Source organism: Streptomyces coelicoflavus, from assembly GCF_045041415.1.
Lineage (GTDB): Bacteria > Actinomycetota > Actinomycetes > Streptomycetales > Streptomycetaceae > Streptomyces > Streptomyces coelicoflavus.
Genome location: NZ_CP108218.1, coordinates 2,400,506 through 2,425,499 on the forward strand (window position 1 = coordinate 2,400,506; position 24,994 = coordinate 2,425,499).

The 24,994-nt window shown below is 71.0% G+C and carries 21 protein-coding genes and 5 tRNA genes; 10 read left to right on the plus strand and 16 right to left on the minus strand.

All coding sequences use genetic code 11. The annotated features are described in order from the left end of the window. Positions 1 to 74: 74 nt before the first annotated feature. Complete coding sequence (gene leuD, locus OHA99_RS10385) at positions 75 to 668, minus strand: 3-isopropylmalate dehydratase small subunit (protein WP_153177778.1); 594 nt, start codon at positions 666 to 668, stop codon at positions 75 to 77. A 5-nt stretch (positions 669 to 673) separates the two neighbouring features. Beyond that, a complete protein-coding gene (gene leuC / locus OHA99_RS10390; RefSeq protein ID WP_153177779.1) occupies positions 674 to 2,104 on the minus strand; it encodes a 3-isopropylmalate dehydratase large subunit in 1,431 nt (476 codons plus the stop codon). 197 nt (positions 2,105 to 2,301) lie between these two features. On the opposite strand from leuC, the gene ndgR reads away from it, so the two are divergent. Then, positions 2,302 to 3,018, plus strand: a complete 717-nt coding sequence (gene ndgR / locus OHA99_RS10395) for an IclR family transcriptional regulator NdgR (protein ID WP_003973443.1) — start codon at positions 2,302 to 2,304, stop codon at positions 3,016 to 3,018. A gap of 67 nt (positions 3,019 to 3,085) precedes the next feature. Here the strand turns inward: ndgR and OHA99_RS10400 are convergent, their stop codons facing one another. Then, positions 3,086 to 3,673, minus strand: a complete 588-nt coding sequence (locus OHA99_RS10400) for a DUF4188 domain-containing protein (protein WP_381499513.1) — start codon at positions 3,671 to 3,673, stop codon at positions 3,086 to 3,088. A gap of 81 nt (positions 3,674 to 3,754) precedes the next feature. Between OHA99_RS10400 and OHA99_RS10405 the strand changes: the two genes are divergently transcribed. After that, positions 3,755 to 4,399, plus strand: a complete 645-nt coding sequence (locus OHA99_RS10405) for a MerR family transcriptional regulator (protein WP_405695470.1) — start codon at positions 3,755 to 3,757, stop codon at positions 4,397 to 4,399. 49 nt (positions 4,400 to 4,448) lie between these two features. Here OHA99_RS10405 and OHA99_RS10410 read toward each other — a convergent pair. The 10 genes from OHA99_RS10410 to OHA99_RS10455 form a co-directional block, all read right to left on the minus strand. Beyond that, positions 4,449 to 4,521 (minus strand) — tRNA-Glu (locus OHA99_RS10410). A 44-nt stretch (positions 4,522 to 4,565) separates the two neighbouring features. Further along, a tRNA-Gln gene (locus OHA99_RS10415) sits at positions 4,566 to 4,637 on the minus strand. 20 nt (positions 4,638 to 4,657) lie between these two features. Continuing rightward, positions 4,658 to 4,730: transfer RNA gene (locus OHA99_RS10420), tRNA-Glu, on the minus strand. Between the two features lie 62 nt (positions 4,731 to 4,792). Then, positions 4,793 to 4,865, minus strand: a tRNA-Glu gene (locus OHA99_RS10425). Positions 4,866 to 4,904: 39 nt separating this feature from the next. Next, positions 4,905 to 4,976: transfer RNA gene (locus tag OHA99_RS10430), tRNA-Gln, on the minus strand. Positions 4,977 to 5,067: 91 nt separating this feature from the next. After that, positions 5,068 to 5,802, minus strand: coding sequence for an HAD family hydrolase (locus OHA99_RS10435; RefSeq protein WP_405695472.1), 735 nt, complete (start codon positions 5,800 to 5,802; stop codon positions 5,068 to 5,070). A 39-nt stretch (positions 5,803 to 5,841) separates the two neighbouring features. Next, a complete protein-coding gene (locus OHA99_RS10440) occupies positions 5,842 to 6,237 on the minus strand; it encodes a RidA family protein (RefSeq protein ID WP_164383118.1) in 396 nt (131 codons plus the stop codon). 110 nt (positions 6,238 to 6,347) lie between these two features. Continuing rightward, positions 6,348 to 7,832, minus strand: a complete 1,485-nt coding sequence (gene gltX / locus OHA99_RS10445; protein ID WP_405695474.1) for a glutamate--tRNA ligase — start codon at positions 7,830 to 7,832, stop codon at positions 6,348 to 6,350. Beyond that, positions 7,825 to 8,610 (minus strand): fumarylacetoacetate hydrolase family protein, encoded by a 786-nt coding sequence (locus OHA99_RS10450; RefSeq protein ID WP_153177785.1) that lies wholly within the window; start codon positions 8,608 to 8,610, stop codon positions 7,825 to 7,827. Before OHA99_RS10450 ends, gltX begins: the two co-directional genes overlap by 8 nt. Positions 8,611 to 8,931: 321 nt before the next feature. After that, complete coding sequence (locus tag OHA99_RS10455; protein WP_194279908.1) at positions 8,932 to 9,120, minus strand: hypothetical protein; 189 nt, start codon at positions 9,118 to 9,120, stop codon at positions 8,932 to 8,934. Between the two features lie 602 nt (positions 9,121 to 9,722). On the opposite strand from OHA99_RS10455, the gene OHA99_RS10460 reads away from it, so the two are divergent. The 8 genes from OHA99_RS10460 (at position 9,723) to OHA99_RS10495 (ending at position 20,435) form a co-directional block, all read left to right on the plus strand. Then, on the plus strand, positions 9,723 to 13,643 hold the full coding sequence (locus OHA99_RS10460; RefSeq protein ID WP_405695478.1) for a nitrate- and nitrite sensing domain-containing protein: 3,921 nt from the start codon (positions 9,723 to 9,725) through the stop codon (positions 13,641 to 13,643). A gap of 9 nt (positions 13,644 to 13,652) precedes the next feature. After that, complete coding sequence (locus OHA99_RS10465) at positions 13,653 to 14,066, plus strand: roadblock/LC7 domain-containing protein (RefSeq protein WP_003973453.1); 414 nt, start codon at positions 13,653 to 13,655, stop codon at positions 14,064 to 14,066. A gap of 111 nt (positions 14,067 to 14,177) precedes the next feature. Next, positions 14,178 to 14,576 (plus strand): DUF742 domain-containing protein, encoded by a 399-nt coding sequence (locus OHA99_RS10470; protein WP_153177787.1) that lies wholly within the window; start codon positions 14,178 to 14,180, stop codon positions 14,574 to 14,576. Further along, the gene (locus tag OHA99_RS10475; RefSeq protein WP_003973455.1) at positions 14,557 to 15,132 is read left to right on the plus strand and encodes an ATP/GTP-binding protein; all 576 of its coding nucleotides are present in this window, start codon (positions 14,557 to 14,559) and stop codon (positions 15,130 to 15,132) included. Before OHA99_RS10470 ends, OHA99_RS10475 begins: the two co-directional genes overlap by 20 nt. 401 nt (positions 15,133 to 15,533) lie before the next feature. After that, positions 15,534 to 18,782, plus strand: coding sequence for a nitrate- and nitrite sensing domain-containing protein (locus OHA99_RS10480; protein ID WP_405695481.1), 3,249 nt, complete (start codon positions 15,534 to 15,536; stop codon positions 18,780 to 18,782). Positions 18,783 to 18,792: 10 nt separating this feature from the next. Further along, complete coding sequence (locus OHA99_RS10485; RefSeq protein WP_030948713.1) at positions 18,793 to 19,206, plus strand: roadblock/LC7 domain-containing protein; 414 nt, start codon at positions 18,793 to 18,795, stop codon at positions 19,204 to 19,206. A 94-nt stretch (positions 19,207 to 19,300) separates the two neighbouring features. Continuing rightward, positions 19,301 to 19,873 (plus strand): DUF742 domain-containing protein, encoded by a 573-nt coding sequence (locus tag OHA99_RS10490; RefSeq protein WP_153177789.1) that lies wholly within the window; start codon positions 19,301 to 19,303, stop codon positions 19,871 to 19,873. Then, positions 19,854 to 20,435, plus strand: coding sequence for an ATP/GTP-binding protein (locus OHA99_RS10495; RefSeq protein ID WP_030216560.1), 582 nt, complete (start codon positions 19,854 to 19,856; stop codon positions 20,433 to 20,435). The genes OHA99_RS10490 and OHA99_RS10495 overlap by 20 nt, the downstream gene beginning before the upstream one ends. A gap of 249 nt (positions 20,436 to 20,684) precedes the next feature. Here OHA99_RS10495 and OHA99_RS10500 read toward each other — a convergent pair whose 3' ends face one another. From OHA99_RS10500 to OHA99_RS10510, 3 genes are all read right to left on the minus strand, one after another. Next, the gene (locus tag OHA99_RS10500; RefSeq protein WP_007387733.1) at positions 20,685 to 20,882 is read right to left on the minus strand and encodes an acyl-CoA carboxylase epsilon subunit; all 198 of its coding nucleotides are present in this window, start codon (positions 20,880 to 20,882) and stop codon (positions 20,685 to 20,687) included. A 17-nt stretch (positions 20,883 to 20,899) separates the two neighbouring features. Further along, complete coding sequence (locus OHA99_RS10505; RefSeq protein ID WP_405695484.1) at positions 20,900 to 22,483, minus strand: acyl-CoA carboxylase subunit beta; 1,584 nt, start codon at positions 22,481 to 22,483, stop codon at positions 20,900 to 20,902. A 154-nt stretch (positions 22,484 to 22,637) separates the two neighbouring features. Next, positions 22,638 to 24,986: a polysaccharide lyase 8 family protein gene (locus OHA99_RS10510; protein WP_405698934.1), complete on the minus strand. Its 2,349-nt coding sequence runs from the start codon at positions 24,984 to 24,986 to the stop codon at positions 22,638 to 22,640. Positions 24,987 to 24,994 lie beyond the last annotated feature (8 nt).

Sequence of the window (24,994 nt, forward strand, 5' to 3'; positions counted from 1 at the left end):
GTGTTGGGTGGCCGAAACTCGACCTTGCGGAGCGCCGGGGAGGACCGTGGCGGGTCCGTGGGAGCTCCGGGGGATCAGACCTGGACGGTCTGCGGCTTGAACGACGGGCGCTTCGCCTCGTACGCGGCGATGTCCTCCTCGTTGCGGAGCGTGATCGAGATGTCGTCCAGCCCGTTCAGCAGCCGCCAGCGGGAGTTCTCGTCCAGCTCGAAGGAGGCGGTGACGCCCTCGGCGCGGACCTCGCGGGCCTCCAGGTCGACGGTGATCTCGGCCTGCGGGTCCTTCTCCACCAGCTCCCACAGCGCGTCCACGATCTTCTGGTCGAGGACGACGGTGAGCAGGCCGTTCTTCAGCGAGTTGCCCCGGAAGATGTCGGCGAAGCGGGAGGAGATCACGGTCTTGAAGCCGTAGTTCTGGAGGGCCCAGACGGCGTGCTCGCGGGAGGAGCCGGTGCCGAAGTCGGGGCCCGCGACCAGGACGGTGGCGCCCTCGCGCTCGGGCCGGTTGAGCACGAACTCGGGGTCCTTGCGCCAGGCCTCGAAGAGCCCGTCCTCGAACCCGTCCCGGGTCACCTTCTTGAGCCAGTGGGCGGGGATGATCTGGTCGGTGTCGACGTTGCTGCGGCGCAGCGGGACGGCCCGGCCGGTGTGCTTGGTGAACGCTTCCATGACTCTCAGACTCCAGCGGGCGTGGGGACGTCGGCGGCGGACAGGTCGGCCGGGGAGGCGAGGTGGCCCAGGACCGCCGTCGCGGCCGCCACCTGCGGCGACACCAGGTGGGTGCGACCGCCCTTGCCCTGGCGCCCCTCGAAGTTGCGGTTGGACGTGGAGGCGGAGCGCTCACCGGGGGCGAGCTGGTCCGGGTTCATGCCCAGGCACATCGAGCACCCCGCGTGCCGCCATTCGGCGCCGGCCTCCTTGAAGACCACGTCCAGGCCCTCGGAGACGGCCTGGAGACCGACCCGCGCGGAGCCCGGGACGACCAGCATGCGTACGCCGTCGGCGACTTTGCGGTCCCGGACGATCTCCGCGGCGGCGCGCAGGTCCTCGATGCGGCCGTTGGTGCAGGAGCCCACGAAGACGGTGTCCACCGTGATGGAGCGCAGCGGCTGACCGGCCTCCAAGCCCATGTACTCCAGGGCCTTTTCGGCGGCGAAGCGCTCCGAGGCGTCCTCGTACGAAGCCGGGTCGGGGACGGCCGCGGAAAGCGGTGCGCCCTGGCCGGGGTTGGTGCCCCAGGTGACGAACGGCGCCAGCTCGGCCGCCTCGACGACCACCTCGGCGTCGAACTCGGCGTCGTCGTCCGTGCGCAGCGTCTTCCAGTACGCGACCGCGGCGTCCCAGTCGGCGCCCTCGGGGGCGTGCGGGCGGCCCTGGAGGTAGTTGAAGGTGGTCTCGTCGGGGGCGATCATGCCCGCGCGGGCGCCGGCCTCGATGGACATGTTGCAGATGGTCATGCGGGCCTCCATCGAGAGCTTCTCGATGGCCTCGCCGCGGTACTCCAGGATGTAGCCCTGGCCGCCGCCGGTGCCGATCTTCGCGATGATCGCCAGGATCAGGTCCTTGGCCGTGACGCCGTCGGGCAGCTCGCCGTTGACGGTGATCGCCATGGTCTTCGGGCGGGCCATCGGCAGCGTCTGGGTGGCCAGCACGTGCTCGACCTGGGAGGTGCCGATGCCGAACGCCAGCGCGCCGAAGGCGCCGTGCGTCGAGGTGTGCGAGTCGCCGCAGACCACGGTGGTGCCGGGCTGGGTCAGGCCCAGCTGCGGGCCGACGACGTGCACGACGCCCTGCTCCACGTCGCCCAGCGGGTGCAGCCGGACGCCGAACTCCGCGCAGTTCTTGCGCAGCGTCTCCAGCTGGGCCCGGGAGACCGGGTCCGCGATGGGCTTGTCGATGTCGAGCGTCGGGGTGTTGTGGTCCTCGGTGGCGATGGTCAGGTCGAGCCGCCGCACCGGGCGGCCGCTCTTGCGGAGGCCGTCGAAGGCCTGCGGGCTGGTCACCTCGTGCAGCAGGTGCAGATCGATGAAGAGGAGGTCGGGCTCGCCCTCGGCGCGCCGGACGACGTGGTCGTCCCAGACCTTCTCCGCGAGTGTCCTACCCATCGCTTTCCCTTCGGTCGGCGACGGAGCGCCGACCCAACTAGAGATCTTGGGGAAGCGGTGCCCGCACCCCTGTGTTTCCGGGCAACCGCCACCAGGCCCTTTCGTCACGGGCCGTTGTGACTTCCTGCCGTCCAGGGTGGCGCGTTCCATGGAAAATTGAACTTGCGTTTCACAGAGTGAGACGGGAGTATCGTGTCATGGACAACAGTAGCGGCGTCGGCGTTCTGGACAAGGCGGCCCTCGTCCTGAGCGCTCTGGAGTCCGGCCCGGCCACCCTCGCGGGGTTGGTCGGTGCGACCGGACTGGCACGACCCACGGCCCACCGCCTGGCCGTGGCGCTGGAACACCACCGTATGGTGGCGCGCGACATGCAGGGCCGTTTCATCCTCGGCCCGCGCCTGGCCGAACTGGCCGCGGCGGCCGGCGAGGACCGCCTGCTCGCCACGGCGGGCCCGGTCCTCACCCACCTGCGCGACGTCACGGGCGAGAGCGCCCAGCTCTACCGCCGCCAGGGCGACATGCGCATCTGCGTGGCCGCGGCCGAGCGTCTGTCGGGCCTCAGGGACACGGTCCCGGTCGGCTCCACGCTCACCATGAAGGCCGGCTCCTCGGCGCAGATCCTCATGGCCTGGGAGGAGCCCGAGCGCCTCCACCGCGGCCTCCAGGGCGCCCGCTTCACGGCGACGGCGCTGTCCGGCGTGCGGCGCCGCGGCTGGGCCCAGTCCATCGGCGAGCGCGAGCCCGGCGTCGCGTCCGTCTCCGCGCCGGTGCGCGGCCCCTCCAACCGCGTGGTGGCCGCCGTGTCCGTCTCCGGCCCCATCGAGCGCCTCAGCCGTCACCCCGGCCGCATGCACGCGCAGGCCATCATCGACGCCGCCGGCCGCCTCTCCGAGGCACTGCGCCGCAACGGCTGACCATCCCCCGGACGCTTCCGACCGGTCACGGGCCCGCCTCAACGCCGCGGCGGGCCCGGCGCCGTTCTCAGACCCCGTCCGCGGCCTTCTCCGGGGCGACGACCCGCTTCTCCGCCCGTTTGCCGGCGGTCTTCCCGGCGGCTTTCTCGGCGGTCTTCTCCGACCGGTACGCGAAGCGGTCCCGTGCGCGCTTGCCGCGCCGCTCGAGCGGCACCTGTCCGTGCGCCGCCGCGAGCCCGAACGCGGGCATGTCGGCGTAGATCGACTCGTACGACCCCTCGGGCACGACGTACGCCTCGTGCCACAGGCCCACGTGCCCGCGCACCTGCCCCTTGCGCTCCTTGCGGTTGATGATCGCCCAGGCCCGGTGGTGGAACGTCTCGGGCGCGTGGGCGTACTTGTAGAGCTTCTCCTTGGACTCCCAGTACTGGACGACGTAGTACGTCCGCGGCGAGGCCGTCAGCAGGACGTGGTTCAGGAGCCCGCGCTCCGGGTCCTTCGCCAGCTCGCGGAGCATGCGCGGCATGGCGAGGAAGACCGGCAGCCAGTGGTGCACGGCCCAGAAGTGGTTGATCCGCATGCCGATGAGCAGGACGGTCACGTCCCCCTCGGCGGCGGCGGTGGTGCGGGTCGCGGTCGCGTTCCTGCCCGGCATGACGCCTCCCCCTGTTGGCGAGCTGCACTGTCCAAGTGATGCTGCTTAGATAGTGACGCTATCCGAGGAAGGGCGCAAGGGATGCGACTGGCCGACCTGAGCAAGCGCAGCGGGGTGTCCACCGCGACGATCAAGTACTACCTGCGGGAAGGGCTGTTGCCCCCGGGCCGGCAGATCAACGCGACCACCGCCGAGTACGACGACGGTCATCTGCGGCGGCTGCGGCTGGTGCGGGCGCTGATCCAGGTGGGCAAGGTGCCGGTGGCGACGGCCCGGGAGGTACTGGGTCACGTCGACGACGAGTCGCTGGGCCGCACCATCCGGCTGGGGGCGGCCCTGTGGTCGCTGCCGCAGGACGCCGAGCCGGACGAGGCGGATCCGGCGGTGTCCGCCGCGCGGACCGAGGTGGACCGGCTGCTCGAACTGCTGGGCTGGGAGACCTCCCGGGAGTTGGCCCCGCTCTCCCCCGTGCACCGCTCCCTGGTGGTGGCGGTGGCCGCGCTGCGCCGCCTCGACTATCCGTGGGACGCGGAACTGATGGCACCCTACGGCGAGTTGATGATGCAGGTCGCCCGGCGGGACCTGGACTTCATGGAGACCCACGCCTCGGAGGCGGAGCAGGTCGAGATGGCGGTCGCGGCGGTGGTGCTCTTCCAGCCGGTACTGCGGGCCCTGCACCGGCTGGCGCAGGAGGAGGAGTCGGCGCGGCGGTACGGCATCGAGTGAGCGCCGAAGGGGGCTCCCGCCGTAGCGGAAGCCCCCTTCGGACTTCGAGTACCCCCGACCGGATTCGAACCGGCGCTACCGCCTTGAGAGGGCGGCGTGCTAGGCCGCTACACAACGGGGGCGTGGATCTTGCGGGCGTTTCATACTGCATCGCCGCAGATCCGAGCTGGTCTACCAGGACTCGAACCTAGACTAACTGAACCAGAATCAGTCGTGCTGCCAATTACACCATAGACCAATGTGGTTTAGACCAGTTCGTACCCCCGACCGGATTCGAACCGGCGCTACCGCCTTGAGAGGGCGGCGTGCTAGGCCGCTACACAACGGGGGCCCTAGCGATCCTGCATCGACAACAGTGGGAGCGACCCGAGCTGTCCTCGCGGGAAGGATCTGTACCCCCGACCGGATTCGAACCGGCGCTACCGCCTTGAGAGGGCGGCGTGCTAGGCCGCTACACAACGGGGGCCTTGCGGATGTGCTCCGCGGCGCAGATAAGCTCTGCGAGCTGGCCTACCAGGACTCGAACCTAGACTAACTGAACCAGAATCAGTCGTGCTGCCAATTACACCATAGGCCACTGGAACGCAAGCCCCGGAGGGTTCTCGTTCTAGCGTTGCGCTTCCGGTTTCCGGCCCTTCGGCCCGCTCTCCGGCGGCGCAGGAAGAACATTACCTGAAGGTGGACGGGGCTCCAAAACGGGTATCGGCGCCGAGGAGCGCGGGAAGTTCGGAGAGCGAGGCGATACGGCGCGGTCCGGCCGGCGGGTCGACGGTCGCGTAGACGCCGCCCCGGTCGATCCACACGGAGAGCAGCCCGGCGTCGGCGGCGCCGCGTCCGTCGATCTCCGGGTGGTCGCCGACGTAGGCGACCTCGGCGGGGGCGAGGCCGAGGGCGTCGCAGGCCGCGAGGAAGGCACCGGCCTGCGGTTTGGAGACGCCCAGCTCGGCGGCGCACAGGATGGCCTCGAAGCGGTCGTGCACGCCGAGGACGCGCAGCTTGCGGTCCTGGACGGTGAGGCTGGAGTTGGAGAGCACGGCGTGCCGGTGGCTGTCGGCGAGGGCGTCCAGGACGGGCATCACGTCCGGGAAGAGGGACCAGGCGGCCTCGTAGTGCGTGACGTAGCGCTGGAACCAGACGTCGGCCTCGGCGTCCGTCAGCTCGGGCCGGCCCAGGAAGACCCGGGTGCGGTCGCGCCGCTGTGTGACGAAGTCCACCTCGCCCGCGGAGAAGCGCGCCCACTGCTGGTCGGTGATCTCCCGCCAGCGCACGAGGGCCTCCTCGGCCGATCCGTACCCGGCGAGGAGCCCCTCGGCGACCAGGTGGGCGTGCATGCCCTCACGGTCGGCGGTGGTGTAGTCGAAGAGCGTGTCGTCGACGTCCCAGACCACGGCTTTGATCGGCATGGCACCCAGAGTAGGCGCACGGGGCGGCCGTGGCTCCGCCTACTGCGCGGCCAGCCCCTCGATCTCGACCAGCATCCGCGGGTCGGACAGGGCCCGGACCTCGGCCAGCAGGCTGGCGGGGCGGCAGTCGGCGGCGGCCAGTTCGTCCAGTACGGCGTCGTAGTGGGCCGTGACCGCCTCGATGTCGACGGTGAAGATCCGGATCTGGACGAGGTCCCTGAGGGCGAACCCGGCCTTGTCCAGGGTCTCGGCCAGGCGCCGGAAGGTCAGCCGGAGCTGGCCGCGGACGTCGCCCACGGCGGCGATGCCGCCCTCGTCGTCGCGGGCCTCGTGACCGGCGACCACGAGCCAGCGCCGGGGCTGTTCGACGAGTACGGCCCGGTTGTAGGCGAGCCGGTCTCCGAAGAAGCGTGGGTCGATGTCCTCGCGGCGCATGCCGTCAGTCTGCGGGTGCCGAGGCGACGGCGCCGGTCGGAGGGACCCGGGCGGGGCAACGGAGAAGGGCGGCGCCCCCTGCGGACGCCGCCCCTCACACGTGCTGCCGGTTACGCGGTGAGCCGCGCCAGCGCCGCGTCGATCCTGGCCAGTGCCTTCTCCTTGCCCAGGACCTCCAGGGACTCGAAGAGGGGCAGGCCGACGGTGCGGCCGGTGACGGCGACGCGGACGGGGGCCTGCGCCTTGCCGAGCTTGAGGCCGTGGGCCTCGCCGGCGGCCAGGACGGCCTCCTTGAGGGCCTCCGGGGACGTCCAGTCGGCGGCGTCGAGCTTCTCGCGGGCCGTGGTCAGGAGGGCGTCCGAGCCCTCCTTCATCGCCTTGGTCCAGCTCGCCTCGTCGGAGACCGGCTCCGGCAGGAACAGGAAGTCGACGTTGTCGGTGATCTCGGAGAGCACCTTCAGACGGGTCTGCGCGTGCGGCGCGATCGCCTGCCACTTGGCCTCGTCGAAGTCCTCCGGCGCCCAGGGGGCGACGGGGGCCTTCAGCCAGGGGCGGCAGCGCTCGGTGAAGTCCTTGGTCTCCAGCAGGCGGATGTGGTCGGCGTTGATCGCCTCGCACTTCTTGAGGTCGAAGCGCGCCGGGTTGGGCTGGACGTCGGAGACGTCGAAGGCCGCGACCATCTCCTCGATGGTGAAGATGTCCTGGTCGGCGGAGAGCGACCAGCCGAGCAGGGAGAGGTAGTTGAGCAGGCCCTCGGGGAGGAAGCCGCGCTCGCGGTAGAGGTTGAGGCTCGACTGCGGGTCGCGCTTGGAGAGCTTCTTGTTGCCCTCGCCCATGACGTAGGGCAGGTGGCCGAAGGCGGGGATCTCCTTGGCGACGCCCAGCTCGATCAGCGCCTTGTACAGGGCGATCTGGCGCGGGGTGGAGGAGAGCAGGTCCTCGCCGCGCAGGACGTGGGTGATCTCCATCAGGGCGTCGTCGACCGGGTTGACCAGCGTGTAGAGCGGGGCGCCGTTGGCGCGGACGATGCCGTAGTCCGGGACGTTCTCCGGGAGGTAGGTGATCTCGCCGCGGACCAGGTCCGTGAACGTGAGCGTCTCGTCGGGCATCCGGAAGCGGACGATGGGCTCGCGGCCCTGCGCCACGTACTCCTCGACCTGGGCGGCGCTCAGGTCGCGGCAGTGGCCGTCGTAGCCGGAGGGCTTGCCGGCGGCGCGGGCGGCCTCGCGGCGGGTGTCCAGCTCCTCCTGGGAGCAGTAGCAGCGGTAGGCGTGGCCGGCGTCCAGGAGCTTGTGGGCGACGTCCTTGTAGAGGTCCATGCGCTGCGACTGGCGGTACGGCGCGTGCGGGCCGCCGACCTCGGGGCCCTCGTCCCAGTCGAAGCCCAGCCAGCGCATCGAGTCCAGGAGCTGGTTGTACGACTCCTCGGAGTCGCGGGCCGCGTCGGTGTCCTCGATGCGGAAGACCAGCGTGCCCTGGTGGTGGCGCGCGAAGGCCCAGTTGAACAGGGCGGTGCGGACCAGGCCCACGTGGGGGTTGCCGGTGGGGGACGGACAGAAACGGACGCGTACGGGGGAGCCGGATGCGCTAGCCACGCTTGACAACCTTGTTGGTGAGAGTGCCGATGCCTTCGATGGTGACGGCGACCTCGTCGCCGACGTTGAGGGGGCCGACGCCGGCCGGGGTGCCCGTGAGGATCACGTCACCGGGGAGCAGCGTCATCGCCTCGGAGATGTTGACGATCAGATCCTCGATGGAGTGGATCATCTCGCTGGTGCGGCCGAGCTGGCGCTGGCCGCCGTTGACCGTGAGCTGGACGGTCAGGTCGCTCGCGGCCGCGAGGTCGAGGCCCGTCTCCACCCAGGGGCCGAGCGGGCAGGAGGAGTCGAAGCCCTTGGCCCTGGCCCACTGCTTCTCGCGGCGCTGGACGTCGCGGGCGGTGACGTCGTTGGCGCAGGTGTAGCCGAAGATCACGTCCTGGACGCGGTCGCGCGGGACCTCGCGGCACATGCGGCCGATGACGACGGCCAGTTCGGCCTCGTGGTGCAGTTCCTCGGTGAACGAGGGGTACTGGATGGCGTCGCCGGGGCCGATCACGGAGGTGGACGGCTTGAAGAAGGCGAACGGGGCGTCGGGCACCTCGTTGCCGAGTTCACGGGCGTGCTCGGCGTAGTTGCGGCCGAAGGCGACGACCTTGTTGGGGAGTACCGGCGGCAGGAGCCGCACCTTGCTCAGGGGCACCTTGGTGCCGGAGAGCTCGTAGTCCGCGAACGGGATGCCCTTGATGATGTCGAGGACGAGCTGGTCCGGCTGGTCGCCCTCGACCGCGCCGAAGGCGACGTTCCCGTCGATGGAGAACCTGGCGATGCGCACGGGTTGCTTGGCCCCTTGACTGAGCTGGCTGGAGTCTGACGCTCCAGGCTAACGCGGCGGGCCTGCCCGGCGGATCAGGCCGGAGGAAAGACGCGGTGCCTCACCAGCGCAGGTGAGCGGGGTGTGGTGCGTGCATCTGCAAGGCGGAGGAGGGCGACAGGGCGGAGCCCTGGCAACCGACGACAACGCCGCTGGGGACACCTCCCACGCCCTTTAGGCAGTGGGGGAGGGCGTGCCACACCCTGCGTCTCCGGCATGGTCCGCCGGGCAGGCCCTCAGGTGCCGGGACGGTCCCTGAACAGGGTGCGGCTCGGCGTCGTACTACTCTGCGAGCGTCGCCGCGACCGGGGCCACCATGAGGATGGTGCGACGGGGGTTGGCGGTCTGGGCGGGGAGCTCGACGGCGTGCTCCGGCTGCTCCGGCGTCTGCAGGTCGTCGGCGTCCTTGAGGTGCGCCAGCGTCGTGCGTCGCGGGTTGGCGATCTTGTGGAACATCGTCGTCGTCTTCACGGTTGTACGCGGCCCTGTCGTGTTCGGGCGCCCGAGAGGCGTGGATAGCCCCTGCGAGGGCGCGGGTTGTCGGTTTTGCCTTCTCTGTAAAGCGTCAGGCTAAACATGCGATTCCCCACCAACCGCGGGGGAGTCCGGGATCCGGGTGTGAGTTTCCTCACTTATCAAGGGTCAAACCGGTCAATTGCGACGCCGAGGTCACTGCGACTAAAGCGACATTGCACGCCTGAAGCCCTCATTCCGCTGCTGATCATGGCGACTGGGACACCCTCCCCACCTCGACGACTCGCGCACATACGTCCGGTTTGCGGGTGATCATCTTCTACGTCCGGTGACTCGACCCTCACGTGCTGTCACGTATCTCACGGCCTGCCCCACGGGCCTTGTTGGAGATCCTGCACTGTGCTGGAATTCCACGGACCGCTGCGGGATCGAGCCGGCGCACAGGGGGCGCACACCAGCGCCGAGCGGCGGCGAGAAGGGGGAACCAGCGCCGGTCACTCACGACCAACACAGGGGCGTATTCAGGGCGCCCCGATGACGCCGACACCGTGTCCGTCCGTTCACGCGGAGGGACGCCTGGTCCAGAGGTTGCGACGCTAGTGCAGGGACGTTTCAAGAGGGATGGCAGCGCTTCGGCGGAGCCGGAGCCGCAGGGCGGGACTGGCCCCAAGGCCGTCAGCTCCTCGCCCCAGCACGCCCAGAACCCGGGCCAGACCCAGTCCGGCGACAACGGGGAGCGCGCCGGTCAGGCCGGGGACTCCGCCGCGCCCGGCAAGCAGCCGCCCGCGAAGCCGGCCAAGGGCTCGACCGGCCCCGGCCCGCGAATAGCCCTGCGCAACTGGCGGATCTCCACCCGCCTGGTCTCGCTGCTGGCGCTTCCGGTGGTCGCGGCGACCTCGCTGGGCGCGTTGCGCATCAACCAGTCGATGGACGACATCCAGCAGCTCGAGAACATGAAGCTGCTGACCGAGATGACCAAGCAGGCCACCGAGCTGGCCGCCGCGCTCCAGGAGGAGCGGGACCAGTCCGCCGGTCCCCTGGCCCACGGCTCGAAGTCGAGCGCGATCGCCGTCAAGGGCGACCGCGAGCAGACCGACCGGGCGCTGAAGAACTTCCTCGACAAGTCGGAGCAGATCGACGCGGCGAGCAAGGACGGCAAGCTGGTCGGCGTCCGCGACAGCCTCGTCGGCATCGCCAGCGACCTGAACGACCTGACCAAGATCCGCAGCACGGCGTACACGGCGAAGGACAACTCGACCCAGACGGTCGAGTCCTACCACCGCCTGATCACCCACCTGCTCGACCTCTCGCAGGACATGGCGGAGGCGACCAGCAACCCCGACATGATCCAGCGCACGCGCGCCCTGTCGGCGTTCTCCTCGGCCAAGGAGTACGCGTCCATCCAGCGCGCCGTCCTCGCCGCGGCACTTCCCGCGAACAACACGGCCAAGGGCAAGCTCGCCGAGAACGACCGGCTCTACGCCCAGTCCGCGCTCCAGAGTCAGACCTCCGAGATCCGCAGCTTCACCAGCATCTACGGCGACGGCGCCGAGGACCTCCTCAAGCCGATCACCGAGGGCAACCCGGTCATCGAGGCGTCCGACCAGTACGCGGGCCGCGCCCTCGGCAAGGAACACGGCCTGGAGAGCCTGAAGTCCCGGTCCTACCAGGACTGGCTGGACGACAGCTCCACCAAGATCCAGCAGATGAAGAACATCGAGCTGAAGCTGCTGGAGGACATGGAGCAGCAGGCCCGTGAGCTGCGCAACGAGTCCGAGCAAGAGGCCATCATCTCCGGTGTCCTCATCCTGCTCGTGCTCGGCGTCTCGCTGGTCGGCGCCTTCGTGGTGGCCCGCTCCATGATCCGGTCGCTGCGCCGCCTGGAGGACACCGCGACCAAGGTCGCCCAGGACCGGCTGCCCGAGCTGGTCAAGCAGCTCTCCGAGACCGACCCGCAGGACGTCGACACCTCGGTGGAGTCGGTCGGCGTGCACTCCCGGGACGAGATCGGCCGCGTGGCCGCGGCCTTCGACGACGTGCACCGCGAGGCGGTCCGCCTCGCCGCCGAGCAGGCCCTGCTGCGGGGCAACGTCAACGCGATGTTCACCAACCTCTCGCGCCGCTCCCAGGGCCTCATCCAGCGCCAGCTCTCGCTCATCTCCGAACTGGAGTCCCGCGAGGCCGACCCGGACCAGCTGTCCTCGCTGTTCAAGCTCGACCACCTCGCCACGCGCATGCGCCGTAACGGTGAGAACCTCCTCGTCCTCGCCGGTGAGGAGCCCGGCCGCCGGTGGACCCGCCCGGTCCCGCTGGTCGACGTGCTCCGTGCCGCCGCCTCCGAGGTGGAGCAGTACGAGCGCATCGAGCTGGCCTCCGTGCCGACCACCGAGGTCGCCGGCCGCGTGGTCAACGACCTCGTGCACCTGCTCGCCGAGCTGCTGGAGAACGCGACCTCGTTCTCCTCGCCGCAGACCAAGGTCAAGGTCACCGGTCACGCGCTGCCCGACGGCCGCGTGCTGATCGAGATCCACGACACCGGCATCGGACTCTCGCCGGAGGACCTGGCCGCGATCAACGAGCGGCTCGCCTCGCCGCCCACCGTGGACGTCTCCGTCTCCCGCCGCATGGGTCTGTTCGTGGTCGGCCGCCTCTCGCAGCGCCACGGCATCCGGATCCAGCTGCGTCCGTCCGACTCCGGCGGTACGACCGCGCTGGTCATGCTGCCCGTCGACGTCGCCCAGGGCGGCCGCAAGCCGCAGCCCAAGCCCGGCCAGCCCGGCGCGGGCAACGGCGGTCCGGTCGCCGCGCAGGCGTCCGCCGGTGTCGCCGCGGCCCGCCGTGGCGGCCAGGGCGGCGGTGCCCTCGGGGGCGGCGGTGCCTTCGGCGGCGGTGGCGGTGCCCTCGGCGCAGGTGCGCCGGGCGGCCGGCTCGGTGCCGGTCAGGGACCGCGGGCCGCACTGCCCGGACGCGACGCGGGCGGCCGCCCGGGTGCTCCGGGTGGACCGCGCGGGCCCCAGTCCCCGGCGGGTCCGGGCCAGCAGAACCGCCCGGCCCCGGCCGGTGCGGGCGCCGGTGCCGGTCAGGCGCCCGGTGCTCCGCAGGGCCTCCAGGCCGCGGGCATGAACGCGCCGCAGGGCAACGCGCCGGCGAACAACGCCGCGCCGGGCCAGGACATGTTCGGCGGCACCCGCACTCCCACCGCGCCCCCGCAGCGGGGCAAGCGCGGCGGCAACGGCGACGCCGAGCAGGGCCGCCGTCCGCAGCTGCCGCCGCGCGGCGGTCCGCGGGCCGAGCTGCCCGGCGGCAACCCGCAGCCCCGCGTGCCCAGCTGGAGCGACGAGAACGCGCAGCCGCCCGTGCCGCGCGCCTCGCTGGACGCCCCGCGCGGCCACGACGAGCCGGACAGCTCCCGTACCGACCGGACGCCGCGCCTCGACGAGCGGCAGGGTCCCGGCGCGACCGCGGAGATGCCGGCAGTGCCCCCCTTCGGCGAGCCCCAGTCGCCCGCCGCCACGGCCGAGTTCGCCCGCCCCGACTTCGACGCCCCGGCGCCGCGACGGGACGAGCCGCAGGACACGGGCCAGTTCGCCCAGCCCGGCCGGAACCAGTACGACGGTCGCGACGCGTACCAGGACCAGTTCGGGCAGGACCAGTTCGGGCAGGGCCAGTACGGCCAGGGTCAGTACGGCCAGGACGCCCCGCACAACGACCAGTTCGCGCGGCCCGAGCCGGCCGCCCCGCAGCAGGGCGGCGGAGCCTTCGTCCGCTCGGACGTCTTCGGCGGGCAGCCCGCCCCGGGCAACCAGGCCCCGGCGGAGCCGTTCGCCGGCGCCCAGGGCTACGACAACGGCTCGACCGGACAGCACGACCTGCCGGGCCGTCAGAACCCGGCGGCCACCGGGCAGTTCGAGCGGCCCCAGGTGGGCGGCACGCAGCGCGGGAACGACTTCGGCGCCCCGCGTCCGCCGGCCCCGCAGCGACCGGCGCAGCCGGAGCCCACGAGCCAGAACGGCAACGGGACTCCCCCGCAGCGGCCCGGAGACGGCTGGGCCCTGCCCCCGGCCTCCGGTCCCGGTGACGGACGTACGCCGCTGTACGACACGCTGGAGACCAACTGGTTCCACGGGGACCGCGAGGCGAGGGCGCCGCAGGCCGCCCCGGCCGCGTCCCCGGAGCCGCAGGCCGCCCAACCCCAGACCCCGGCGGCCCCCCAGCGGCCCGCCACCTCGGCCTGGCGCAGCTCGCCGAACGACGACCTCGTCCGGCAGGCGGAGCGCGTGCGGCAGCCGGCCGCGGGCGGAGTCACCACCTCCGGCCTTCCGCGCCGGGTCCCCCGGGCCAACCTCGTCCCGGGCACGGCTCAGCAGCAGTCGCACCAGAGCGGTCCTGCGGTGTCGCGTGCGCCCGACGACGTGCGCGGCCGGCTGACCAATCTCCGTCGGGGAATCGCACAGGGCCGTCAGGCCGGTACCAACCAGACCGGCAGCTACCCGCGGCCCACTCACCAGCAGGAGCGTTAGTTGAGCCCGATGAGCCAGGCGGCACAGAACCTCAACTGGTTGATCACGAATTTCGTGGACAACACCCCAGGGGTGTCCCACACCGTCGTCGTGTCCGCCGACGGACTTCTCCTGGCGATGTCGGAGGGCTTCCCTCGCGACCGCGCCGACCAGCTCGCGGCCGTCGCCTCGGGACTGACCTCGCTGACCGCCGGGGCGTCCCGGATCTTCGAGGGCGGCAATGTGGCGCAGACGGTCGTGGAGATGGAGCGGGGATTCCTCTTCCTCATGTCCGTCTCGGACGGCTCGTCCCTGGCCGTCCTCGCGCACCCGGAGTGCGACATCGGCCTCGTCGGCTACGAGATGGCGCTCCTGGTCGACCGTGCGGGCGCGGTCCTCACACCCGACCTGCGCGCCGAACTACAAGGAAGTCTGCTCCACTGATCGGCCCCGGCACCACCCGTGTTACCAAATCACCGTCCGGCCGCCACAATCCCCCCACCGGCCTCGTCAGACGGCTTGACTGACCGACTTGCTGTCCCGCCCGGAGGATTCATGACCCCGCCCACCGCCTCTCATGATCCGTACGCGGAGCCGTACGAGGACGAGGGCGACCAGCCGCTGGTCCGTCCCTACGCGATGACCGGTGGCCGGACCAGGCCGCGCTACCAGCTCGCCATCGAGGCGCTGATCAGTACGACGGCCGACCCGGCAGCGCTCATGGGGCTGCTCCCCGAGCACCAGCGCATCTGCCACTTGTGCCGCGAGGTGAAATCGGTGGCCGAGGTGTCGGCCCTGCTGGCGATGCCGCTCGGTGTGGCGCGGATCCTGGTCGCGGACCTCGCGGAGGCCGGGATGGTCGCGATCCACCAGCCTGGCGGAGACGAGAACAACGGCGGTGCGCCGGACGTGACACTGCTCGAAAGGGTGCTCAGTGGACTTCGAAAGCTCTGACGGAGGGCGGGCGACCACCTCCGCGAAGATCGTGGTGGCCGGCGGCTTCGGCGTCGGCAAGACCACGTTCGTGGGCGCCGTCTCCGAGATCAACCCCCTGCGCACCGAGGCCGTGATGACCTCGGCCAGCGCCGGGATCGACGACCTCACGCACGCCGGGGACAAGACGACCACGACGGTCGCCATGGACTTCGGCCGCATCACGCTGGACCAGGACCTGATCCTTTACCTGTTCGGCACGCCGGGCCAGGACCGGTTCTGGTTCATGTGGGACGACCTGGTGCGCGGCGCCATCGGCGCGGTCGTGCTGTGCGACACCCGCCGGCTGGCCGACTGCTTCCCGGCCGTCGACTACTTCGAGAACAGCGGTCTGCCGTTCGTCGTCGCGCTCAACGGCTTCGACGGTCAGCAGCCCTACTCCCCGGACGAGGTGCGCGAGGCGCTTCAGATCGGACCGGACACCCCGATCATCACGACCGACGCCCGGCACCGCGCCGACGCGAAGTCGGCACTGATCACGCTGGTCGAGCACGCGCTGATGGCCCGCCTGCGGTAGATCCGCCGATCGCCGCAGCCAAGTCGGCAGGGGTCTACGGCACTTGTCGTAGACGGTTCGGAGCCGGCTGTGTCCTTTGACACGGTCGGCTCCGCTGTTCATAACGTTTCGGCAGAGGAATCGGGTGGTACCGACACGCGACGCGGTCAGGTGGTCTCGCTGCGCGCACGAACGCCCCGTCTTTTGACGGGCCTCGCTCTTTATGACCGTTTTACGTGGGGCTTACATCACGTGTAACCCCCGCGTTCCACTGTTTGGAAGAGCGCTGGTCGCCGTGCTGGAATGCCAGAACTGCCCAATGGTCAAAGACGTACTCAGCAGTAGCGCGTACTCGATGACGGACGGGTTCTGAGACACAGCGGCACGACACAGGTGCCGACCGCCGAGAGGTTGTTGGTCGAGTGAGGCGAAGCAAGAGCAGTCCCGAGCCATCGGCCCGGGGCAACTTCACCCCGCCGCCGCGCACAGCGGCGCCCGCCCCCGCCCCCGCTGCGGAACCCAAGGCCGAGCCCGCGCCGAGCGGTGGCCGTTTCACACCGCGGAACTGGCGGGTGACCACCCGGCTGAACGCGATCCTGCTCATACCCGTGCTGGTCGGCCTCGTCATGGGCGGCTTCCAGGTGAAGAGCTCGATCGACACGTGGCAGGACGCGGAGGACGCCGAGAGCACCGCGCGTCTGGTGCGCGCCTCCCTCGGCTACGCCAACGCCCTCTACAACGAGCGCGACCTCACCGCCGCCCCGCTGCTCCAGGGAAAGGGTGAGAAGGACGCCACCGTCGTCAAGGCCCGCGAGGCCACCGACGAAGCGGCCGACGCCTTCGACGCGGCGGCCCAGGACATGCCCTCCAAGGCGGGGCTCGAGCGCCGGCTGAAGGTGTTCCGCGAGCAGGAGCCCAAGCTCCAGACGCTGCGTGCGGCCGCGTACACCTCCAAGCTCAAGGGCGTGGAGACCGAGGAGGGCTACACCGGTGTCGCCCACCCCCTGATGGAGTTCGCCAACGAACTCGGTCTGGGCACCGGCAACATCACCTCCTACGGTCGTACCGTCTACGCGATCTCGCTGACCAAGGCGGCGCTCTCCCTGGAGCGCTCCATCGGCATGCACATGCTGGTCAAGCCCGGTCCGGAGCCCGGCCACCTCGCCAGCCAGCGCGTCGCGCTCTCCTCGTACGCCTACCTCGAGCGCATCGCGATCGAGGAGTACATCGGCGGCGGCACCGAGGCGGACGCGCAGAAGCTCGAGGACGCCGAGGCCAAGCTCAAGGAGGACGGCGCGGCCATGGCCAAGGAGGCCAAGGCCAAGGACCCGGACTACGTACCGCCGCCGTCCAACCCGACGACGATGATCTCGGAACTGGCCGGGCTGGAGTCCACCGACACCAGCGCGCGGGCCGACCTGGCCCAGCAGGGCATCACGCCGGAAAACTGGTGGGCGGTCAACACCCTCAAGTTCGACGCGTACCAGAAGATCGAGTCCGACCTCGCGGACAAGGCGGTGTCCGAGGCGTCCACGATCGCCGACGACGCCGAGCGCGACGCCTACATCACGGGTGCCGCGGTCGTGATCGCGCTGCTCGCCGCGTTCGTCCTGGCCGGCATGGTGGCCCGCGGCATGAGCCGCTCCATGCGCCAGCTGCGCAACGCCGCCTTCGGCATCGCCGAGCAGCGCCTGCCGATGCTGGTCGACCAGCTCTCCCGCACCGACCCCGGCCGGGTCGACACCCGGGTCCAGCCGATCCCGATCACCTCGACCGACGAGATCGGCGAGGTCGCCCGCGCCTTCGACCAGGTGCACCGCGAGGCGGTCCGGCTCGCCGCCGAGCAGGCGCTGCTGCGGGGCAACATCAACGCGATCTTCACCAACCTGTCGCGCCGCAACCAGTCGCTGATCGAGGGCCAGCTGAGCCTGATCACCGACCTGGAGAACAACGAGGCCGACCCGGACCAGCTGGAGAACCTCTTCCGCCTGGACCACCTGGCCACCCGTATGCGCCGCAACGGCGAGAACCTCCTGGTCCTCGCCGGCGAGGAGCCCGGCCGCCGCTGGGACCAGCCGGTGCCGCTGGTCGACGTGCTGCGCGCCGCCTCCTCCGAGGTGGAGCAGTACGAGCGCATCGAGCTGTCCGGCGTGCCGGAGGCCGAGATCCACGGCCGTGCCGTGACCGACCTCGTGCACCTGCTCGCCGAGCTGCTCGAGAACGCCACCACGTTCTCCTCGCCGCAGACCAAGGTCCGCGTCACCGCGACCCGGCTGCCCGACGGCCGTGTGATGGTCGAGATCCACGACAAGGGCATCGGCCTGACCGCCGAGGACTTCGCGGACATCAACCACAAGCTGGCCAACCCGCCGACCGTGGACGCCGCGATCTCGCAGCGCATGGGCCTGTTCGTGGTCGGCCGGCTGTCCGACCGGCACGGCATCCGCGTCCAGCTGCGCCCTTCCGGCGAGCAGGCGGGCACCACCTCGCTGGTCATGCTCCCGGACGCCATCACCCACGGTGGCGGCGGCGAGCAGCAGCAGCAGCAGCGCGACGAGTTCACCGTGTCGCAGATCATCCCGGAGCAGAACTTCCAGGGCGAGAACTTCGGCCAGGTGGGCCAGGTCGGCCAGCCCATGCGTACCGCCGCCGAGCTGGGCTTCGACGACAGCCGGTACGCCGAGGTCCCCGACGACATCCGCGAGCTCGACCCTGTCGGCCGCTCGCTGATGCGCGAGGAGCGCCGCGCGGCGCTGGAGTCGCAGTCGCACCCGGAACTGCCGGGTCCGGCGGACGAGACCGGCGAGGCGAACGACGGGGCCACCGGCTTCCAGGACCGGTTCACCGGGCAGCAGCCGGGCTACGACCAGCCTCTCGACGGGTACCAGCAGCAGCCGGACGGCACGTACCAGGAGTCGCCGAACGGCACCTACCAGGAGCCGGCGAACGGCGGGTACGACCAGCAGTCGGCGTACACCGGCCAGCAGCAGGCCTACCAGGAACCGCAGCAGGCGTCGTACGACGAGCAGTACTACGCGCCCAACGGCGGCCTGCCGGAGAACGGGAACTACTCCCCCTTCGAACAGCGGCGCCACCAGGACGACTGGCCGCAGCAGGACGGATACCAGAACGGATATCCGGACCAGTACCCCGCGAGTGCCCCCCAGGCGCAATCCGCCCAGGCCGCTGACGTGAACGAGGCGGACCGCGTAGGCTTCGACCGTCCGGGGCCGGCCCCCTCCGCCGCCCACGAGCTCACCGACGCCGGTCTTCCCCGCCGCGGATCCACCGCGAGCGGCGCGGGCGATGCGGGGCACGTGGGCCGGGAGACGCCGGCCGCCGCGCCGGGGGCGGGCGGCGAGGACACCTGGCGGTCGGCCAACGACGACCGCTGGCAGCAGGCTTCGGCGCTGCGCAAACCCAAGGCGGGCGGGGTGACCTCCTCGGGGCTGCCGCGCCGGGTGCCCAAGGCCAACCTGGTCGAGGGCGCGGCCGAGACCACCCCCCAGGGAGGCCCCCAGGTCTCCCGCGCCCCGGAGGATGTCCGGGGCAGGCTGAGCAACCTGCGGCGCGGCGTCGAGCGAGGCCGCAGCGCAGGCAGTGAAACGAACGGCCAGGACACAAGGAACGAACACCGTGGTCCTGACAGCACCTACAACCAGGAGCGTTAGTGTGAGCCCGATGAGCCAGGCGGCGCAGAACCTGAACTGGTTGATCACCAACTTCGTGGACAACACCCCGGGGGTGTCCCACACGGTGGTGGTCTCCGCCGACGGACTCCTTCTGGCGATGTCCGAAGGGTTCCCCCGCGACCGAGCCGATCAGCTCGCGGCCGTCGCCTCCGGCCTGACCTCGCTGACCGCGGGCGCCTCGCGCATCTTCGAGGGCGGCAGCGTGAACCAGACGGTTGTGGAGATGGAGCGGGGATTCCTCTTCCTCATGTCCATCTCCGACGGCTCGTCCCTCGCCGTTCTTGCACACCCCGAGGCGGACATCGGTCTCATTGGGTACGAGATGGCCCTTCTGGTGGACCGTGCGGGCACGGTTCTGACCCCCGATCTGCGGGCGGAGCTCCAAGGGAGCCTTCTCAACTAAAGGACAGACGGTGCGTTTTGGCGTCCCGTGGCCGTAAAGTTTCGGGACGCGGCTCCACAGCGATGGGTGCCAGGCACAGTCGGAGGAGGAAAAAGTGGCAACACCCCCAGGCGGTCCGTCATCGGGCAACTGGTCGTACGGCCCTGGTCAGGGCCAGAACGACGGCTCGGCGAACGGGTACGGCTACCCCTCCGTGCCGAACCACCGGCAGCCGTACGCGCCGCAGGGCCCCGGCCCTTCGCCGTACGACCAGCCGCAGGCTCCGCGCATCCAGCCCGTGCAGCCGCAGCGCCGCACCCCTGAGCCGGCGCCCGCCGGGGCGTCGAACAACCCCCTGGTGCGCCCGTACGCCATGACGGGCGGCCGCACCAGGCCCCGGTACCAGCTCGCCATCGAGGCGCTGGTGCACACCACCGCGCAGCCGCACCAGATGCAGGGCCAGCTGCCCGAGCATCAGCGGATCTGCAACCTCTGCCGGGAGATCAAGTCGGTGGCCGAGGTCTCGGCCCTCCTGACGATCCCTCTCGGCGTGGCCAGGATCCTCGTCGCCGACTTGGCGGAGGCGGGACTGGTCGCCATCCATCAGCCCGGCGGCGACGAGAGCGCCGGCGGCCAGCCAGACGTGACACTGCTCGAAAGGGTGCTCAGTGGACTTCGCAAGCTCTAGCGGCGGTCCTTCCCGCTCCACCACTTCCGCGAAGATCGTGGTGGCGGGCGGCTTCGGCGTGGGCAAGACCACGTTCGTCGGCGCTGTCTCGGAGATCAATCCGCTGCGCACCGAGGCCGTGATGACATCCGCTTCGGCGGGCATCGACGACCTCACCCACACGGGGGACAAGACGACCACGACGGTCGCCATGGACTTCGGCCGCATCACGCTCGACCAGGATCTGATCCTGTACCTGTTCGGCACGCCGGGCCAGGACCGGTTCTGGTTCATGTGGGACGACCTGGTGCGCGGCGCCATCGGCGCGATCGTCCTGGTCGACACGAGGCGTCTGGCCGACTGCTTCCCGGCGGTCGACTACTTCGAGAACAGCGGTCTGCCGTTCGTGATCGCGCTCAACGGCTTCGACGGTCAGCAGCCGTACCAGCCGGACGAGGTCCGCGAGGCCCTCCAGATCGGCCCGGACACGCCGATCATCACGACGGACGCGCGGCATCGGGCCGACGCGAAGTCGGCACTCATCACTCTCGTGGAGCACGCACTGATGGCGCGGTTGCGCTGACGCGCCGAGCCTGCGGGCAGTCGTGCCGCGCCCCCGCCAGCCTGCGGGCAGTCGTGCCGCTGGGGTGGCACGGGTGGGCGCAGGCGGCACCCCGTCAGCGCCGGGTTGCGCGACGCCCCCTGCGGCCACTGGGCTGCCGGGGGCGGTTTCGTTGCCGAGTGCGGGCAGTACGTGGCTGGTCGCGCAGTTCCCCGCGCCCCTAAACGAGCGAGGCCCCTCCTGGCGGAGGGGCCTCGCTCGTTTCTCGGGTCAGCGCCAGCTGTGCGGCGCCCTGAAGCCCGGCTCGCGTTCCAGGCGGCGCCAGCCCGCGCGGGCTCGGCCGCCGCCGTGGGCCGGGGCGATCTCGGCGGGGCGGGCGGCGGCACGGGCGAGGAGGAGCGCCGTGATGGCGGCGACCTCCTCGGGCTCGGCGTGGCCCTTCTCGACGCGGATGTCAGGAGTGGACATGGACGTGGCTCCTCGGGTCACTGCGGCGGGTTGCCGTGCTTGCGGGAGGGCAGGTCGGCGTGCTTGGAGTGGAGCATCGCCAGGGACTTGATCAGCACCTCGCGGGTCTCCGCGGGGTCGATGACGTCGTCGACCAGGCCGCGTTCGGCCGCGTAGTACGGGTGCATCAGCTCGGACTTGTACTCCTTGACCATGCGCGCCCGCATGGCCTCGGGGTCCTCGGCCTCCGCGATCTGCCGGCGGAAGATGACGTTGGCGGCACCCTCGGCGCCCATCACCGCGATCTCGTTGGTCGGCCAGGCGTAGGTGAGGTCGGCGCCGATGGACTGGCTGTCCATGACGATGTAAGCACCCCCGTACGCCTTGCGCAGGATGAGCGAGATCCGGGGCACGGTCGCGTTGCAGTACGCGTAGAGGAGCTTGGCGCCGTGGCGGATGATGCCGCCGTGCTCCTGGTCGACGCCGGGCAGGAAGCCGGGTACGTCCAGAAGGGTGATGATCGGGATGTTGAAGGCGTCGCACATCTGCACGAAGCGTGCGGCCTTCTCCGACGCTTCGATGTCCAGGACGCCGGCCAGGGCCTGCGGCTGGTTGGCGACGATGCCGACGACCTGGCCGTCGAGGCGGGCCAGGGCGCAGATGATGTTGCGGGCCCAGCGCTCGTGGACCTCGAGGTACTCGCCGTCGTCGACGAGCTCCTCGATGACCTTGGTCATGTCGTACGGCCGGTTGCCGTCCGCCGGGACGAGATCGAGCAGCATGTCCGAACGGCGGTCCGCGGGGTCCGAGGACTCGGCGCGGGGCGGGTTCTCCCGGTTGTTCTGCGGGAGGAGGGAGAGGAGGTAACGGACCTCGGCGAGGCAGGTCTCCTCGTCGTCGTAGGCGAAGTGGCTGACGCCGGAGGTCTCGGCGTGGACGTCGGCGCCGCCCAGGCCGTTCTGGGTGATCTCCTCGCCGGTGACGGCCTTGACGACGTCCGGTCCGGTGATGAACATCTGCGAGGTGTCGCGGACCATGAAGACGAAGTCGGTCAGGGCGGGGCTGTAGGCCGCGCCGCCCGCGCACGGGCCGAGCATCACGCTGATCTGCGGGATGACCCCGGACGCCCTCGTGTTGCGCTGGAAGATGCCGCCGTACCCGGCGAGCGCGCTGACGCCCTCCTGGATGCGGGCGCCGGCGCCGTCGTTCAGCGAGACCAGCGGGGCACCGGCCGCGATGGCCATGTCCATGATCTTGTGGATCTTCGTCGCGTGCGCCTCGCCCAGCGCACCGCCGAAGATCCGGAAGTCGTGCGCGTAGACGAAGACCGTACGGCCCTCGACGGTGCCCCAGCCGGTGATCACACCGTCGGTGTACGGCTTCTTCGCCTCCAGACCGAACCCGGTCGCCCGGTGCCGCCGCAACTGCTCGACCTCACGGAAGGAGTCGGGGTCCAGAAGCAGCTCGATGCGCTCACGTGCCGTCAGCTTGCCCTTGGCGTGCTGCGCCGCCGTCGCCTTCTCGCTCGGCCCGGCCAGCGCCTGCGCACGAATCCCGTGCAACTCGGCCACTCGCCCGCGCGCGTCCGTCGGCTCACCCGGCGCCTCATCCAAAACGGTCATGTAGCGACTCTACGAAGCAGACCAAGGAATGCGAGCCGTCGACTCCGTACAGTCTCCGGCCCGTTTTCCTGGTAGCACTGAACAGAACCCCCACCCCGTGCAGCCCTTTCGACTGCTCAGGGGGCCTCAGGCTTGTAGGGGTCACACAAAGCCGTCAGCTGAGAGTCACCTCACATTCATGGGTGGTACATACCACCCCTGGAGTGACGCGGAGGTGCAGTCGGCGGCCCGTCGCGAGGATCTCGACCGTCTCGTCGGCCCGCGGCACCGCGCTCACCGGGTGGTCCCAGACGATCTCCAGGGGCTGTCCGGTGCGCGGCGGTTCGCTCACGCAGAGCGTAGCCGAGCGCCCCCTGCGGCGGACCAGCACACTCGCCCCGGATGTCGCGGTGAGCGGGCCCGCCGTGCCGGCCTGCCAGAAGTTGGCGGCCGTGACGCCGAGGGAGGGGACGGCCAGTGCCTGGCGCCGGCCGTCGTTGGCGAGGATCTCCAGCCAGCGGCGGTCGGCGGCCCGGCGGGCCACGGTGTCCCGCGAGGCGCCCGGCAGGACGGCGTAGACGTAGTCGGCGTCGGCCGGGTCCGTGCCGTGGTCGAGCCAGAGGGTCTGCCAGCGCCGGGTGCGGCGCTCGGTCGTGCTGGTGGTGTTGATGTCGGACCAGGCGCCGGTGCGGTCCTCGCGCAGGGTCCGCAGGCTGCCCCCGGGCACGATCCAGCCGCCGTGGCCCTCCAGATGGGCCCAGTCCCGGCCGCGTACGAGGGCCTGGGTGCCGCCCTCGCCCAGGTTGCGGTTGTCGACGACCGTCTCGACGGGGACGCCGTCGGCGCATGTGATGCCGGCCCCCAGGCAGACCACGGCGTCGTCGAGGAAGAACCAGGACTTGCGGGCCTCGAGGGTCGAGCCGAGCCCCTTGAGGTGCTGCCCCACGGCCGCGTACGCGCCGTCGGTCGTGCCGCCGACCCACCGCGCGTCGGGTTTGGGTTCGCCCCATTCGCCGCCCGCCCGGTCGGGCAGGCGGCGGGTGGAGACGGTGGTGCCGGGCAGCCGGTACCAGTCGACGGTGGGCCAGAACCAGTCTGTGTACTGATCGGACCGACCGGACCGACCGGACCTGGTGCCCTTCCCCCACCAGGTGAGCATTCCCGCGCCGGTGTGCCAGCCGCGCGGGTTCTCGCCGTTGCCGCACTCGTAGTGGGCGATGCGGTCACTGGCCATGGCGAGGCCCGCGGTGAAGGCGGGGCGGCGGTGGACGGCGCGGTCCATCGCGGCGAAGAGGTGGTGGCCGGTGGGTTCGGGGGCGGTCTCGCCCGGGGCGTCGGCGATCGCGTGCAGCCGGGCCAGGTCGGCGACGGGGAACTCCGGCGCCGTGAGGACCGGGGTGACGGTGTCCCGTTCGATCCAGCCCTTGATCCGGGCGTACCAACGCTCCCGCTCGGCGTCGCTCGCGCCGCCCGCGAGGACCGCCATGGCGGCGACGAGTTGCCGGCCGTGGAAGTGGTCGCCGCGCATGACGTGCAGGTCGTCGCTCTTGAGGTAACCCCGGCTGATGGCCCGGCCGTTGACGATGTCCATCACCAGGCCGTCGTGGATCAGGGGTGCGTAGGCGTGCTCGACGCTGTCGAGGACGATCTGCCGGGCCGGGTCCGTCACCGCCCACTCGGAGCCGGCGAGCAGGGTGAACAGCCGGCCCAGTCCGTCCAGCATGACCTGGCCGTACGTCCCCGAGTAGGCGACCCAGGTGTGCTGGACGAAGGAGCCGTCGGCGTAGAGCCCGTCGCCCTCGGCGACGTACGGGAAGACCGGCGAGAGGGCGTCGCGGGCCAGGGCGATCTTGTCGGGGGTCCGGCCCAGGATGCCGCGCAGGGCGACGGAGCGGCACAGGTCGACGCGGTTGGCGCCGGTGGAGGTGCCGGAGTAGTCGCCGAGCATCGCGTCGGGGACGAAGTGGTCGACGGCGGCACACGCGGCGGCGACGCGGTCGGTGCCGAGGTGGTCGTGGAGGGCGGCCGTGATGTCCATCAGGAGACGGGGGCTGCCGATCTGCCATTCCCACCAGTTGCCGTAGCGAGTGGTGCCGGGGTGGTAGACGGTGGCCGTGAGGTGGTCGAGGCCGCGCAGGATGCCGGCGAGGAGGGCGGGGTCGCCGGTGGAGCCGGTGCCCTCCTGGACGTACGCCTCGGTCATCGTCCACAGGCGGCCGTAGGCGAAGGTGATGCCGGCGGGCGGGTCGAAGGGGTGGCCGGGCCACAGGGAGGTGGGGGTGGGGGCCATGGTGGCGCGGTGGTCGCGGGCACGCCGGCCGGTCTCGGCGAGACGGGAGGCGTACGGCTCGGCGGCGGGGTCGTAGCCGGTGCCGAGGGCGATGTCGAGCCAGCGCCGGCGGAGGGCGTCGTAGGGGTCGGCCGCCGCCGACGCGGGGCGGGGGACGGCCGTGAGGGCGGCGGCAGCGGCCGCGGCGAGCAGGACCGCGCGGCGGGTGGGAGCGGTGGGGCGCTGTGGGGTCATGCTCATGC

Excerpts from the sequence above, each read along its gene's own strand:
- ndgR (WP_003973443.1), top strand. The coding sequence starts at position 2,302 with ATGGACAACAGTAGCGGCGTCGGCGTTCTGGACAAGGCGGCCCTCGTC.
- OHA99_RS10470 (WP_153177787.1), top strand. The coding sequence starts at position 14,178 with ATGACCCCGCCCACCGCCTCTCATGATCCGTACGCGGAGCCGTACGAG.
- OHA99_RS10465 (WP_003973453.1), top strand. The coding sequence starts at position 13,653 with ATGAGCCAGGCGGCACAGAACCTCAACTGGTTGATCACGAATTTCGTG.
- OHA99_RS10435 (WP_405695472.1), bottom strand. The coding sequence starts at position 5,802 with ATGCCGATCAAAGCCGTGGTCTGGGACGTCGACGACACGCTCTTCGAC.
- leuD (WP_153177778.1), bottom strand. The coding sequence starts at position 668 with ATGGAAGCGTTCACCAAGCACACCGGCCGGGCCGTCCCGCTGCGCCGC.
- OHA99_RS10510 (WP_405698934.1), bottom strand. The coding sequence starts at position 24,986 with ATGACCCCACAGCGCCCCACCGCTCCCACCCGCCGCGCGGTCCTGCTC.
- leuC (WP_153177779.1), bottom strand. The coding sequence starts at position 2,104 with ATGGGTAGGACACTCGCGGAGAAGGTCTGGGACGACCACGTCGTCCGG.
- OHA99_RS10500 (WP_007387733.1), bottom strand. The coding sequence starts at position 20,882 with ATGTCCACTCCTGACATCCGCGTCGAGAAGGGCCACGCCGAGCCCGAG.
- OHA99_RS10485 (WP_030948713.1), top strand. The coding sequence starts at position 18,793 with ATGAGCCAGGCGGCGCAGAACCTGAACTGGTTGATCACCAACTTCGTG.
- OHA99_RS10440 (WP_164383118.1), bottom strand. The coding sequence starts at position 6,237 with ATGCGCCGCGAGGACATCGACCCACGCTTCTTCGGAGACCGGCTCGCC.
- OHA99_RS10405 (WP_405695470.1), top strand. The coding sequence starts at position 3,755 with ATGCGACTGGCCGACCTGAGCAAGCGCAGCGGGGTGTCCACCGCGACG.
- OHA99_RS10505 (WP_405695484.1), bottom strand. The coding sequence starts at position 22,483 with ATGACCGTTTTGGATGAGGCGCCGGGTGAGCCGACGGACGCGCGCGGG.
- OHA99_RS10400 (WP_381499513.1), bottom strand. The coding sequence starts at position 3,673 with ATGCCGGGCAGGAACGCGACCGCGACCCGCACCACCGCCGCCGCCGAG.